13 protein-coding genes are annotated in these 12,894 nt (G+C 70.9%); 8 read left to right on the forward strand and 5 right to left on the reverse strand.

The window, feature by feature from the left end:
• The first annotated feature begins 1 nt into the window (after nt 1).
• The 4 genes from folE to BJY20_RS11045 are packed head-to-tail and all read left to right on the forward strand — an operon-like array spanning nt 2 to nt 2,767.
• On the forward strand, nt 2–580 hold the full coding sequence (gene folE, locus BJY20_RS11030) for a GTP cyclohydrolase I FolE (protein WP_185991573.1): 579 nt from the start codon (nt 2–4) through the stop codon (nt 578–580).
• Nucleotides 577–1,434 carry a dihydropteroate synthase gene (folP, locus tag BJY20_RS11035; RefSeq protein WP_343062859.1) on the forward strand — a complete coding sequence of 286 codons (858 nt, stop codon included), beginning with the start codon at nt 577–579 and terminating at the stop codon, nt 1,432–1,434. The genes folE and folP overlap by 4 nt, the downstream gene beginning before the upstream one ends.
• Nucleotides 1,431–2,309, forward strand: coding sequence for a 2-amino-4-hydroxy-6-hydroxymethyldihydropteridine diphosphokinase (gene folK / locus BJY20_RS11040; RefSeq protein ID WP_185991574.1), 879 nt, complete (start codon nt 1,431–1,433; stop codon nt 2,307–2,309). Before folP ends, folK begins: the two co-directional genes overlap by 4 nt.
• Nucleotides 2,303–2,767 (forward strand): DUF3180 family protein, encoded by a 465-nt coding sequence (locus BJY20_RS11045; protein WP_185991575.1) that lies wholly within the window; start codon nt 2,303–2,305, stop codon nt 2,765–2,767. The genes folK and BJY20_RS11045 overlap by 7 nt, the downstream gene beginning before the upstream one ends.
• A 3-nt stretch (nt 2,768–2,770) precedes the next feature.
• Here BJY20_RS11045 and BJY20_RS11050 read toward each other — a convergent pair whose 3' ends face one another.
• The 4 genes from BJY20_RS11050 to BJY20_RS11065 all read right to left on the reverse strand — a co-directional run bounded on the left by BJY20_RS11050 (nt 2,771) and on the right by BJY20_RS11065 (nt 7,379).
• Entirely contained in the window at nt 2,771–3,538 is a 768-nt protein-coding gene (locus BJY20_RS11050; protein WP_185991576.1) for a sortase domain-containing protein, read from the reverse strand.
• Nucleotides 3,539–3,694: 156 nt separating this feature from the next.
• The gene (locus BJY20_RS11055) at nt 3,695–4,546 is read right to left on the reverse strand and encodes a hypothetical protein (RefSeq protein WP_185991577.1); all 852 of its coding nucleotides are present in this window, start codon (nt 4,544–4,546) and stop codon (nt 3,695–3,697) included.
• 247 nt (nt 4,547–4,793) lie between these two features.
• Nucleotides 4,794–6,050: a DUF6801 domain-containing protein gene (locus tag BJY20_RS11060; protein ID WP_185991578.1), complete on the reverse strand. Its 1,257-nt coding sequence runs from the start codon at nt 6,048–6,050 to the stop codon at nt 4,794–4,796.
• A gap of 150 nt (nt 6,051–6,200) precedes the next feature.
• A complete protein-coding gene (locus BJY20_RS11065; RefSeq protein ID WP_185991579.1) occupies nt 6,201–7,379 on the reverse strand; it encodes an NADH-quinone oxidoreductase subunit D in 1,179 nt (392 codons plus the stop codon).
• Between the two features lie 32 nt (nt 7,380–7,411).
• On the opposite strand from BJY20_RS11065, the gene BJY20_RS11070 reads away from it, so the two are divergent.
• On the forward strand, nt 7,412–8,674 hold the full coding sequence (locus BJY20_RS11070) for a GDSL-type esterase/lipase family protein (RefSeq protein WP_185991580.1): 1,263 nt from the start codon (nt 7,412–7,414) through the stop codon (nt 8,672–8,674).
• Here the strand turns inward: BJY20_RS11070 and BJY20_RS11075 are convergent, their stop codons facing one another.
• Complete coding sequence (locus tag BJY20_RS11075; RefSeq protein WP_185991581.1) at nt 8,675–9,691, reverse strand: SAM-dependent methyltransferase; 1,017 nt, start codon at nt 9,689–9,691, stop codon at nt 8,675–8,677. It lies immediately after the preceding gene.
• On the opposite strand from BJY20_RS11075, the gene BJY20_RS11080 reads away from it, so the two are divergent.
• The 3 genes from BJY20_RS11080 (at nt 9,684) to BJY20_RS11090 (ending at nt 12,658) form a co-directional block, all read left to right on the forward strand.
• Complete coding sequence (locus BJY20_RS11080; RefSeq protein ID WP_343062860.1) at nt 9,684–10,577, forward strand: Rossmann-like and DUF2520 domain-containing protein; 894 nt, start codon at nt 9,684–9,686, stop codon at nt 10,575–10,577. The genes BJY20_RS11075 and BJY20_RS11080 overlap by 8 nt on opposite strands.
• On the forward strand, nt 10,574–11,482 hold the full coding sequence (gene panC, locus BJY20_RS11085; protein ID WP_185991583.1) for a pantoate--beta-alanine ligase: 909 nt from the start codon (nt 10,574–10,576) through the stop codon (nt 11,480–11,482). Before BJY20_RS11080 ends, panC begins: the two co-directional genes overlap by 4 nt.
• Nucleotides 11,483–12,196: 714 nt before the next feature.
• Nucleotides 12,197–12,658 (forward strand): GNAT family N-acetyltransferase, encoded by a 462-nt coding sequence (locus tag BJY20_RS11090; RefSeq protein WP_185991584.1) that lies wholly within the window; start codon nt 12,197–12,199, stop codon nt 12,656–12,658.
• Nucleotides 12,659–12,894 lie beyond the last annotated feature (236 nt).

The following is a 12,894-nucleotide window of genomic DNA, read 5'->3' on the forward strand; positions in this document are numbered from 1 at the left end:
CATGGCCGGCGACGTCGATCTGGATCGCATCGAGGCGGCCGTGCGCGAGATCCTGCTCGCGGTCGGGGAGGACCCCGACCGGGACGGGCTCATCGATACCCCTGCCCGCGTCGCCCGCTCCTACGAGGAGTTCTTCGCCGGGCTGCACGCGGAGCCCGAGGAGTTGCTCGCGACGACCTTCGACATCGACCACGACGAGCTGGTGATCGTGCGCGACATCGAGCTGTACTCCACCTGCGAGCACCACCTCGTGCCCTTCCACGGGGTTGCGCACCTGGGCTACCTGCCGGGCCGGAGCGGCAAGGTCACCGGCCTGTCGAAGCTCGCCCGGCTCGTCGACATCTTCGCCAAGCGCCCGCAGGTCCAGGAGCGTCTGACCAGCCAGATCGCCGACGCCCTCGTCGAGCACCTCGACGTCGCTGGCGCCATCGTCGTCGTCGAGGCGGAGCACCTGTGCATGTCGATGCGCGGGGTGCGCAAGCCGGGTGCCAAGACCATCACCTCCGCCGTGCGTGGCCAGCTGCGGGACGCGACCACGCGCGCCGAGGCCATGTCGCTGATGTCCGGAGCCGCTCGGTGACCCACGCCGTCCTCGAGCGTCTGGCGACCCGGGCGACCCGGCCCGGACCGCTCGTCATGGGTGTCGTCAACGTCACGCCCGACTCCTTCAGCGACGGTGGACGGTGGATCGAGACCGAAGCGGCGATCGACCACGGCCGCGAACTCGTCGCTGCCGGCGCCGACGTCATCGACGTCGGCGGTGAGTCCACCCGCCCCGGCGCCGAGCGCCCCTCGGCGCAGGAGGAGCGTCGCCGAGTCGTGCCCGTCGTCGCGGCCCTCGCACAGGAGGGCGTCGTCGTCTCCGTCGACACGATGCGCACCGACGTGGCGCGCGCCGCCCTCGAGGCCGGCGGCGCCATCATCAACGACGTGAGCGGGGGGCTGGCCGACCCGCAGATGCCGGCCCTCGTCGCCGAGAGCGGTGCCCCCTTCGTCGTGATGCACTGGCGCGGGCACTCGCACGACATGCAGTCCAAGGCCGTCTACGACGACGTCGTCGCCGAGGTGTGCGCCGAGCTGCGGGAGCGCGTCAGCGCACTCCGCGAGGCCGGCGCCACTGCCGAGCAGCTGGTCCTCGACCCGGGCATCGGCTTCAGCAAGACCGCCGAGCACAACTGGGAGCTCCTCGCAGGACTGGAAGGGGTCGTCGACCTCGGCTACCCGGTACTGCTCGGGACCTCCCGCAAGGGATTCCTCGGCAGGGTCGGGCGAAGGGAGGGTGACGAGCGCTCGCTCGACGCCCGGGCCGTGGCCACGGCCATCACCAGCGCCCGAGCCGCCCGGGCCAGCGTGTGGAGCGTGCGCGTCCACGACGTCACCGCCACGGTCGACGCGATCGACGTGACCGCGGCGATGGGGGAGCTACCGGCATGACCGTGCCGCGCGACCGGATCAGCCTGCTGGGCGTACGTGCCCGTGGCCACCACGGAGTGCTGGCGCAGGAGAAGCACGACGGCCAGGAGTTCGTCGTCGACGTCGTCCTGCACCTCGACCTGGCGCCGGCCGGGACCACCGACGACCTCGCCCGCACGATCAACTACGCCGAGATCGGGACGGATGTCGTCGCCCGGATCGAGGGGCCCTCGCTCGACCTCATCGAGTCGCTCGCCGAGCAGGTCGCCGGCGACGCACTCGCTCGCCCGGCCGTGCACACGGTCCAGGTGACCGTCCACAAGCCCGCCGCGCCCGTCGGGGTTGCCTTCGGGGACGTCGCCGTGACCATCGAGCGTCGTCGGGCAGTGCCCGTGGTCATCGCGCTGGGTGCCAACCTCGGTGAGCCCGAGCGGCGCCTCGACGCCGCGATCGACGACCTCGCCGGTGACCTCGACCAGGTGCGTCGAGCCCCCTTCGTCACGACGGACCCTGTCGGTGGCCCCGACCAGCCGCGCTACACCAACACCGTCCTGCTGGCCACGACGGCGCTCTCGCCGGCTGCGCTGCTTGCGCGGCTGCACGCGGTCGAGGCGCGCCACGGGAGGGTGCGCGAGGTGCGTTGGGGTGCGCGCAGCCTCGACCTCGACCTCATCCAGTACGGAGACCCGACCACCGCGAGCGACGTCGTCAGCAACGACCCACACCTGACGCTGCCGCATCCGCGGGCGCACGAGCGCGGCTTCGTGCTCGCCCCGTGGGCCCGGATCGACCCGGAAGCGCTCCTGCGCGTCGAGGGCGCGGTGGTCGCCGTGGCCGATCTGCTCGGCGGCATCGACACCTCCGACATGCGCGACAGCGAGGCCGGCCCGTGCTGAGGACCGGCCTGAGGGTATCGACGGTGGTCCTCGTCGCCGCCGTCGTGATGGTTGCCAGCGGCGCCTTCGGGCGGTGGTGGCTCACCGGTGGTCACGGCGCCCTGCGGATCGGCTGGATCGCCGGTGCGCTGCTCGTCGCCATGGCCGTCGTGGTCGTCGTGGCCGGCTCGCGGATGTGGCGGATGCGGCGTGGTCGCACCCACGTCGAGCCCGTCGTCGCCGCCCGCCTGCTCGGCCTGGCCCAGGCCAGCGCCCTCACCGGTGCGATCACAGGTGGGTTCTACCTCGGGCAGGCGCTTGTCCTGCTGCCGGACCACGACTTCGGTGGTCGGGGCGTCCTGGCCCTCCAGCACGGCCTGGCGGCGCTCGGTGGCCTGCTGATGGCCGTCGCGGGCCTGCTCGTGCAGTCCTGGTGCCGCATCGACCGCGACGACGAGGACGACGACGAGTCGGACTGAGCGTCAGTCGGCCCAGACCACCCAGTTGCCGTCGTAGTGCCCGTTGCTGAACGAGGTCTGGGGGTCGCAGGTGATCAGGCGCAGCACCGGGTCGGGGTTGTCGTAGTCCCAGATCGAGTCGTCCTGGGGTACGCCGTCCTTCGTGGCGGGCTCGGACTTGGTGATGGTGAACTCCGTCTGCTCGCCGGAGCTGTAGGTGACGGTGACGACGTCACCGATGTCGACCTGTGGGAGGTTCCAGAAGACGTCCGGGTTGCTGCCGTGGTTGATGTGCCCGACGAGGATGCTCGCACCCTGGAACCCGGGCTTGGGCCAACCCGGCTCGGCGTACCAGCCGGCAGTGCCGAAGGGGGGAGCCAGGACGTTCTCGGAGTCGAGCTTCGTCGCCTGGAGCGTGGCGTCGACGATGGAGCGGCCACCGGAGGTCACCTGGACGCGGGTCGGGTTGCCGGCGGGGTTGCCCTGGACGACGTTGCCCTTGGGAGAGGACTTCGTCGAGGAGGTGGGCTTGTCCTTCTTCTCCGGCGTCTTCTTTTTCGTGGTCGACTCGCTCGTCGACGGTGACGGACTCTGCGTCGACGGCATGATCTCGCTCGGAGGCACGTAGGCGTCCACGTCGACGTTCATCGCCGTCTCGTCACGCTGCGTCCACCAGATACCGGCAGTACCGGCGCCGACGAGAAGCGCGGCGCAGACCGCCATGATCGCGGTCGTGCGACGGTAGCGATTGCCCTTGCGGCGCCTCTCCCGACGCGTGGGGGGTGTCGTCACGTGCTCCTCCTGCTCGCCTCGACGTCACTGGGAGAACGGATGTCCTCGTCCTGGAGTTCCCCACGGGTAAGACTACGGGCCGCCGTCGCCGGGGGTGCTCCCGGTGCCGGCGGCCCGTGCCGTCGCTCACTGAATGAGTCAACTGGTGGGGTGGTGTCAGTTCTGGGCCCGACGGCGGGCCACGAGGACCGTCCCGACGCCGGCTCCGGCCAGGAGCAGGCCACCGACGGCGTATCCGAGGGAGTTGTCCTCCTGCGGAACCATCTGCGGAGTCAGGCCGTCGGTCTGCACGACCTGCGGGACGGCGGGCTCCTCGGCGGGAGCCTCTCCGGCGGGCGGCTGCTCGTCGGCCGGGTCGTGGACCTCGGCGGTGTCCTCGGCGTCGTCGGGACCCTCGTTCATCTCCGGGGAGGTGACGACGACCGTGTCGATGACGTTGTCCGTCTCGGTGGTCTCACAGGTCACCTCGGTGTCCATGATGACCTCGTCCAGAGGGAGGGACAGTGTGCCGTCGAGTGTCGGTGGAACCAGCACCTCGAGGGTCATGCCTGCGGCCTCCACCGGCACCATGATCGAGTGGGCCTCGGTGCTGGAGACGGATGTCTGAACCTGGCCGTCGCCGACCTGCACGGCACCGGACGTCAGCTCGGTGCTGACCGTCCCGGTGGTGCCCGTGCTCGTGCGCACGGGGGCCTCGACGGGGAACGCCATGGAGACGTCGTTGCCGTCGACCTGTGTCGGGTCGATGCCCGTCACGGGGATCGTGATGTCCGCGGTGACGGAGTCGACCGTCAGGGTGTCCCCGGGAGCCACCGTCTCCGGCGCGTTGGTGTCCATCGTGACGGTTGCCGGACCCTGGGCCAGCGGGTCGCCGTTGAGACTGACCGTGCATGTGTAGGTAACTGTCGTCGCGGCCTGTGCCGGCAGGGCGGTGGCGACGCCCATCATGCCGAGGCCGGTGACGAGTGCGGCACCCGCGGAAATGCGGGCCTTCAGGCGTGCAGCCATGGTCAATCTCCCCAGATCTGGATGGCAGCCGCTGGCCGCGGATGCCTTCAGAGGAAGATAGCGGTGTGGGTGGACACGCTCAACACCGGGTGCCGTCTCGGGACCGAATCGTCATGGGCTGTGACCGGGCGCGAATGGCCTCGGAGCTGCGGGCCCCGGCCCCGGGCACATGACGACGGGCCGCCGACCGAGTGGTCGACGGCCCGTGGCCTGCTCACCGACGGGTGGTCGGTGGCGTGGAGCTATCTCAGTGCTGCTGCCCGCGGCGACGCATCACCAGGACGCTGCCGGCGCCGGCACCCGCGAGGAGCAGGCCGCCGAGCGCGAGCGCGGCGGAGTTGTCCTCCTGCGAGGTCATCGCCGGGGTGAGGCCGTCGGTCTGGACGACCGCCGGGACCTCGGGAGAGCCGGCGTCCTGGTCGTCGCCGTTGCCGGTGTCGCCGCCCTGGTCGTCGCCGTTGCCGGTGTCGCCGCCCTGGTCGTCGCCGTTGCCGGTGTCGCCGCCCTGGTCGTCGCCGTTGCCGGTGTCGCCGCCCTGGTCGTCGCCGTTGCCGGTGTCGCCGCCCTGGTCGTCGCCGTTGCCGGTGTCGGCGGCCCACGGTGCCTGGTAGACGACGTTGCACCCACCGGCGACGGTCCCGTCATTGCCATCGGCATCGATGCAGTCCTGGGAGATGACGCGGACGTAGTCGGCGCCCTCGACGAGGTCGAAGTCCTGCTCGTTGGCGCCTTCGGTGGCGTCCATCGTGTAGCTCGTCAGGACGTGCCCGGGGACAGCGTTGCCGTCCGCGTCCTGAGCGCCGGCGAGGACCTCGATCGACAGGACTCCGTCGCGCGTGGCATTGCCCGAGACCGTGAAGACGTTGTCGACGAGCGGCAGACTGCCCGGCTCGTTGAACCAGTCGTCGACCTCCGGCTCGGGTGCGCTCTCGCCGATGGTGATCGTACCGATCGCGTTCTCAGCAGGGGCGGTGCAACCGAGGTTGAGGACGAAGCCGGTGTCGGTCGTGAGCGCCGCGGTGAAGTCACCAGCGGTGATGCCGACAGTGGTGTCTTCGTTCGGCGCGGTCTCTGCGGAGCCCGTGCCGGTGGCACTCGTGGTGACGAAGTCAGTCGGGTCGTCAGAGACAGCAGTCTCCGGAACGGTCAGCTGGGCGGTGCGCTCGGTGCCGCCGAAGGAGTACGTGGTGTCGGCCGTGCCCTCGAGCGTTTTGATGCTCAGGTCGCGCAGTCGCTGCTGAGCGTCCTCGCCCGGGGTGACCTCAGCGGTGATTTCCGGTGCGGCGATCTCGGCGCCCTGGTCGTACTGCTCGTCGACGCCCACGGTGAGGTTGACGGACCACGGGTCCTCGAAGTCGATGCCCAGGTCTGTCACCGAGCAGGTGTAGTTGAGCGTCGTGCCCACGTCGGCCTGGGCCGGGACAGCGGTGGCGATGCCCATCATGCCGAGGCCCGTGACGAGGGCGGCGCCCGCGGACAGGCGGGACGTGAGGCGCTTGGCCATGTGTGTGACTCCCCTTGGTTCCGGTTCTGGTGCCTACCGGCCGGTAGGCACCAGCATGAAACGTACCGGGGCCTGAACGAGTTCTCAACAGATTCCCAGATCCGTCTCGCATCTGCTGAAGTGACATCGGTCACGGGACCGAGGTGGCCCCTACTTGTCGACGTCCCCCACGACGAAGAACATCGACCCCAAGACCGCGACGAGGTCCGACACGAGACACCCGGGCAGCACCTGCGAGAGCACCTGGACGTTGCCGAAGGAGGCCGAGCGCAGCTTCAGGCGCCACGGCGTCTTCTCCCCGCGCGAGACCAGGTGGTAGCCGTTGAAGCCCAGCGGGTTCTCCGTCGCGGTGTACCGGTCGCCCTCGGGTACCTTGAGCACCTTGGGCAGGCGCTGGTTGACCGGACCAGGCTCCAGTGAGCGCATCCGCTCCACGCACGCGTCGGCGAGGTCGAGGCTGACGTGGGTCTGCTCCAGCAGCACCTCCAGCCGCGCCAGGCTGTCGCCGGCCGTGCGGGTGACTACCCGGCCGGGCCCCGCTTCGCCGAAGAGCTCCCCGTACGCGAGGTAGGGATCGTCGCGACGCAGGTCCACGTCGACCCCCGAGGCCCGGGCGATCGGCCCGGAGACGCCGTAGGCGCAGGCGAGGTCGTGGGAGAGGGGACCGACCCCCTTCGTCCTCGCCTCGAGGATCTCGTTGCCGACGATCAGCGCCTCCAGCTGTGGCATCCGGGCGCGCACGTCGGCCACGGCCTGCGCGACGCGGTCCAGCCACCCCGCCGGCAGGTCCTCCTTGAGGCCGCCGACGCGGTTGAACATGAAGTGCATCCGGCCGCCGGAGATCTCCTCCATGACCGCCTGGATGTCCTCACGTTCGCGGAAGGAGTAGAAGATCGGCGTGATCGCACCGAGCTCGAGCGGGTAGGAACCCAGGAACATCAGGTGGTTGAGCACCCGGTTCAGCTCCGCGAGGAGGGTGCGCGCCCACGTCGCGCGCTCCGGGACCTCCATGCCGAGCATCGCCTCGACCCCGAGGACGACCCCGAGCTCGTTGCCGAAGGCCGAGAGCCAGTCGTGACGATTGGCCAGCATCGTGATCTGCCGGTAGTCGCGCACCTCGAAGAGCTTCTCGGCGCCGCGGTGCATGTACCCGACGATCGGGTCGGCCGAGACCACCCGTTCACCGTCGAGGACCACCCGCAGGCGCAGGACGCCGTGGGTCGCGGGGTGCTGGGGACCGATGTTGAGCACCATGTCGGCGCTCGCGAGGGTCGCGTCCCCGACGCCGACGTCCAGCGTCCGGGTGCCCGGTCCCGGTGTGCTCGTCATGCCCGCCAGTATGCGTCAGGCACCATGGGACGGTGCCGATCCGGACCCGCTGGAGAGCAGCCTGCCTCGCCGCCGTCGGTCTCACCCTGCTGGGGGTGGCCGGCTGCGCGCCCACCGACCCGCCGCCCACCTCGACCCGCACCTTCGACGGCTACCCCGTCCTCGACCCGTGGACGCAGGCCATGCACGGTGCCGGCGAGGACGCGGCGAACATCGTCGTCCTCGGCGACTCGGTCAGCGAGGGCACGGGCGTGGCCGACCACGTGGAGAACCGCTGGGTCGACCGACTGCAGCGCGGCCTGCGTACGCGGGTCGGGACGCCGGACTGCCCGACGAGGCCCGCCGGGTACCACGGCACCTCGTCCGTCGTGCCCGCCGACTACCGCGCCGCCAGCCTGCCCGACCCGGTCACCCAGGGCGAGGTCACGCCGCTGACGGAGGTCGGCCCCGGGGGGCGTGCCCTCCAGCTCGGCCCCGGCGCCAGCATCACCTGGCAGGTCGACGCCCGTTCCGTCGACGTCGGCTACCGCACCCGCCCCGACGGCGGCACCCTGCGTGTCGAGGTCGACGGCGTCGCCTCCACGCCGGCCCTGGCCATCCCCACGGGGACGAGGACGAGCGGACCCAGCGCCCCGGCCACCGAGGGCGCCCTCCCGCGCGGCCCGGGCGAGCGCAGGGTGTGGTCCTCCGAGGGGCTCGGATCGGGGCGGCACGCGGTCACCGTGACGAATGCCAGCGAGACGGGCAGCCAGGCGCCCGTGACCGTCACGGACATCACGCCCTACCGCGGTGACCGCGATCGGTGCGTCCACGTCCTCGACGCCTCCCGCGCCGGGGTCGAGGCGCGCTTCATCTCGCAGACACCGACCTACCTCGCCGACAGCCTCTCGCTCGATCCGGACCTGCTGCTCGTGCCGCTCGGCTTCAACGACGCGTTGCGCGGTGTGGGGCCGGCGGAGTTCGGCCGTGTCCTCGACTCGCTCATCGAGCAGACGCGCGGTCAGGGGTACTCCGGCCCGGTGCTGCTCGTGGGCTGGTACGTGCCGGACTGGACCGATGAGATCCCGCCCTGGAGCCAGTACCTCGACCAGATGGCCGAGCGGACCGACCACGAGGGGGTCAGCTTCATCGACCTGTCCGCGGTGCTGCCTGCGGTCGCCACCGCCCCGGACGGGGTGTACATGGACCGCCTGCACCCGGGTCCGCGGGGGCAGGTGCTCATCGCCGACAGCCTCATCGAGGCGCTCGCCCCGCGGTCCGACCTGGAGGGGACGAATGCGCCGGAGACCCCGTGATCAGGGGACACGACGGGTCGCCCACAGGAAGTCGCCGGGGCCGGACCCGGTGAGCGCTGCGGCGTGGGAGGCGCCGGACAGGGCGGCCAAGTAGCCGGCGGGGTCGCCGTGTGCCTGCTCGACCGGTGGGCGGGCTCCGTCGACACCCAGGCCCCGCAGCATCTCCCGCTGGGTGCGCACGGCATCGGAGCGAAGGGAGTCCATCGCCACGTGGGCGGTCAGGTCGCACGACCCGTCCGGCAGCGGTGGGCAGGCGCTCCCGGTGCGATAGCCCATGAGCGTCCCGTGCAGCGGTCGCGTACCCGCCCGGTGGCCGTAGTCGACGGCGACGACCAGGCCCGAACCCGTCCGTGCCACGAGGCGGTCGAAGGCCTCGTCACGGGGGCGGCCGACCTCGACCACCGCGCCCGGAGGGTGCGGCCCGGGCCACCACCGCGCCACCCAGGCGCTGTCCGCGTCCGCGAGCGGCTCGCCGAGGTGCTCGCCGCCGTCCTCGTCGACGCAGACCGTGCGCAGCACTCCGGTCCCGTCCGCGCGGGCGATGCCGCACGGCACGACGTCGAGCCACTCGTGCGCGAGGACCAGGGTGTCGGTCGGGGTGCCCAGGTCGGGCAGGTCGGGGCCGCCGGGGGAGACCAGCCAGTCGATGCGCGGGACGAGGTGGGCGGGGCGGTCCACGACGTCGACGCCGAGGAGACCCAGGTCGGGGTGGGTGTGCCGGGACGACGCAGCGAGGGCGGTCAGCAGCTCACCCCGGCCGCAGCCGACGTCGACGACCTGCCGCAGACCTTCCCGGTCCACCAGTCGCAGCAGCGCGTCCGCGAGGAGTTCGCCGGCTCTGCCGTGCGTCGAGGTCGCGAAGTGCCCGGCGGGCCCTTCCACGCGACGGTAGAACCCCCCTTCGCCGTAGAGGGCCTCCGACCACGCCTGTTGCCACGTCCGCACCCCCGCATTGTCGCCGGTGAGGCAGATGGACGAAGGGGGAGCCTGCCCGGGTACCGTCGGGCCGGTGAACATCCCACACGTGCCCGTGCGGCCCACCCTGCGCGTCGGGGTTGTCGGATCCGGCCGCGTCGGTGCCGTCCTCGGTGCTGCCCTGCGCGGCGCCGGCCACGAGGTCGTCGCCGTCTCCGCGGTGTCGCAGGCCAGTCGTGACCGTGCCGAGTTGCTCCTGCCCGGCGTCCCGGTCGTTCCCGTGCCGGAGGTCGTCTCCTCCGCCCAACTGGTGGTCCTGGCCGTGCCCGATGACGCCCTGACCGACCTCGTCGCCGGCCTGCACGCCACCGGTACCTGGCGCCCCGGGCAGCTTGTCGCCCACACCTCGGGCAGGCACGGGCTGGCCCCCTTCGGCCCGATCGCCGAGGAGGTCCTGCCGATAGCGATCCACCCCGCGATGACCTTCACCGGGACCAGCCTCGACCTGACGCGACTGCACGAGTGCTGCTTCGGGATCACCGCGCCGGAGGCGATGCGTCCCGTCGCCGAGACCCTCGTCGTCGAGATGGGGGGCGAGCCGGTGTGGGTGCCGGAGGAGTCCCGCGGTCGCTACCACGCGGCCCTGGCGCACGGCAGCAACCACCTGGTCACCCTGGTCGCCCAGGCCATGGAGATCCTGCGCTCGGCGGACATCGACCCCGCGGACCGGGTGCTGCGCCCACTGCTGCAGGCCAGTCTGGACAACGCGCTGGCCTCCGGTGACGCGGCCCTGACCGGGCCCGTCGCCCGCGGCGATGCCGGTACCGTTGCCGCGCACCTGGACGAGCTGGCAGACCTTCCGCAGGACATCCGCCCCGCCTATCGCGCCCAGGCCAGGGCCACCGCCCTGCGCGCCACCCGGGCCGGTCGACTGCGCGGGGACGTGGCCGAGACGATCCTGACGACCCTCGGGGAGGAGACCCGATGACCGCCACCCCCCTCGTCACCCGCAGCCGCGAGGAGCTCGCCGCCGCTCGCGTCGAGCTCGCCGACGGCGATGTGGCCGTCGTGATGACCATGGGTGCCCTCCACGAGGGGCACGCCCGACTCATCCGCACCGCCCGGACACGGGCCCGGTACGTGCTCGTGACGATCTTCCTCAACCCGCTGCAGTTCGGGCCGAAGGAGGACCTGTCGAAGTACCCGCGCACCTTCGACGACGATGTGGACATCTGCACGCGAGAGGGGGTCGACCTCGTCTTCGCGCCCACCCCGGACGTGATCTACCCGGACGGCGACCCCGGCGTGCGCATCTCGGCCGGCCCGCTCGGGGACGTCCTCGAGGGCCAGTCGCGCCCGGGGCACTTCGACGGGATGCTCACCGTCGTCGCCAAGCTGATGCACCTCACCCGCGGTGACTTCTTCTACTACGGGCAGAAGGACGCCCAGCAGCTGCTGCTCATCCGGCGGATGGTGCGTGACATCGACTTCCCCGCGACGGTCGTCTCCGTGCCGACGGTGCGCGAGGAGGACGGCCTGGCCATGAGCAGCCGCAACACCTACCTGTCCGGGAGCGACCGGGAGGCCGCGCTGGTGCTCTCCCGGGCACTGCAGGCCGGCGCGGACCGCGCGGAGGAGGGGCCCTCGGCGATCCGCCGGGCCGCCCGGGAGGTGCTCATCACCGAGCCGCTCGCGCTCTCGGACTACCTCGTGCTCGTCCACCCCTCGAGTCTGGAGGAGGTGCCCGAGTGGTACCGCGGCGAGGCACTGCTGGCCGTCGCCGCCCGAGTCGGCACCACCCGCCTCATCGACAATTTCCCGGTCCTCGTCGGTCCGGGCGGCGGCGGGCTGGAGGTCTTCTCCGATGTCCCGCACGCCGCCCTGCACGGCTGAGCAGCCCGCTAGTGGACGAGTTCGGTTTCCCGGAAGGAACAGGCACGGCGGCCCTTGGTCGTTCGTTCCCCACTCCCTGAGCCGGGCCACCATCCCTGTCCCGTCCGGACCCCCTTCGCCCCTGCTGGAATGACCGAGGAACCTCGATATGGCCGGGAAACCCTGGAACGACCGCACCACGACCCGGTCATCCGCGGCTTTACCGGCCACCGGCGACGTTCCCGGTCACACGGGGGCAAACACGCCCCGTAACTGCTCGCTGACGCCGTCGAGGTGCAGCGAAGACTGCGCGCGACACGCGGCCTACGTCGCACAGATGGACCGTCTGCCGTGGCTCCGGACAGTCCCGTGGCTCCGTGCCACGTGCTCTGTTCGAGTTACCCAAGGAGGGGTTCCCCGGGGCGCGGGCTGGTTCGAACGAATCGGTCGATCGTCAACTGATGGTCCATGCCGTCACTGAGAGTCCCAGCAGACCGGGTGGAGACTGTTCCGTACAGGGCGTCGTCACCGGACATTTTCACGGACTGGTCTTACGGGACGCCCGAAGATGCGTAGGTGCGCTGACCTGCACCGTCACCCCAAGGGGTTCGTCTATCGACACGGCAGCAGATGGTCTGGGCAGGTCGCCTCCCGGATAGCCGCGTGTCGACACACTTCCACTCTGACGGCCGGTTGAGCTCTTCCCGGACTCCGGCGTGCGACAAGATGGGACGCATGACCGAGATTCGACCAGCACGGCCTACTGATGCTGAGGACATGGCCGAGGTACAAAACGCGATCTACCGCGCGGGCCTGCGGGCGAACCCGGTCGACGTCGCACTCGTTCGCGAGCGTTACCTCGACCTGGAACACAGAGTCGTGTGTACCGTCGCCGAGCAAGACGGCAAGGTTGTTGGTTTCCAGTCGCTCAAGCGGGCGTGGCCAGGGAACCCGTACGACGTGGCTGAAGGGTGGGGGATCATCGGGACGCACATCAGCCCTGACACAGGTCGAAGCGGACTGGGTCGTCGCCTCTTCACGACGTCATTGGCAGCGGCCAAAGCCGCCGGACTGAGACATATCGACGCCACCATCGGCGCCGACAACTCGCCTGCCCTGGCCTATTACGCAGCTATGGGATTCACGCCGTACCGGGAGGGCAACGACGCCATCCCGCACCGCTTCGACGTCGAATAGTCGAACGCCGGGGATAGCCGATCGACACCTCGCAATCCGTGGCATAAACCCCCGCATCGCCTCGATCGAGGATTGGCTACTGGCTCGCTCCGCGAGCCCATCGGTGACCGGTGGTAGTTCCCTCGCCGGAAGGCCGCTGGTGCGAGGCTGGCAGTGCTACCAGCTCCTCAGGGGCCGCGGGTTGCCGTTGTCTCAACGGCGGGATTCTCGCGCCGTTCCGTGTATCGGTCCTAAAG

Source organism: Janibacter cremeus, assembly GCF_013409205.1.
GTDB classification, from domain to species: domain Bacteria; phylum Actinomycetota; class Actinomycetes; order Actinomycetales; family Dermatophilaceae; genus Janibacter; species Janibacter cremeus.

Excerpts from the sequence above, each read along its gene's own strand:
- folE (WP_185991573.1), top strand. The coding sequence starts at position 2 with ATGGCCGGCGACGTCGATCTGGATCGCATCGAGGCGGCCGTGCGCGAG.
- folK (WP_185991574.1), top strand. The coding sequence starts at position 1,431 with ATGACCGTGCCGCGCGACCGGATCAGCCTGCTGGGCGTACGTGCCCGT.
- BJY20_RS11055 (WP_185991577.1), bottom strand. The coding sequence starts at position 4,546 with ATGGCTGCACGCCTGAAGGCCCGCATTTCCGCGGGTGCCGCACTCGTC.
- BJY20_RS11060 (WP_185991578.1), bottom strand. The coding sequence starts at position 6,050 with ATGGCCAAGCGCCTCACGTCCCGCCTGTCCGCGGGCGCCGCCCTCGTC.
- BJY20_RS11065 (WP_185991579.1), bottom strand. The coding sequence starts at position 7,379 with ATGACGAGCACACCGGGACCGGGCACCCGGACGCTGGACGTCGGCGTC.
- BJY20_RS11075 (WP_185991581.1), bottom strand. The coding sequence starts at position 9,691 with ATGTTCACCGGCCCGACGGTACCCGGGCAGGCTCCCCCTTCGTCCATC.
- panC (WP_185991583.1), top strand. The coding sequence starts at position 10,574 with ATGACCGCCACCCCCCTCGTCACCCGCAGCCGCGAGGAGCTCGCCGCC.
- BJY20_RS11090 (WP_185991584.1), top strand. The coding sequence starts at position 12,197 with ATGACCGAGATTCGACCAGCACGGCCTACTGATGCTGAGGACATGGCC.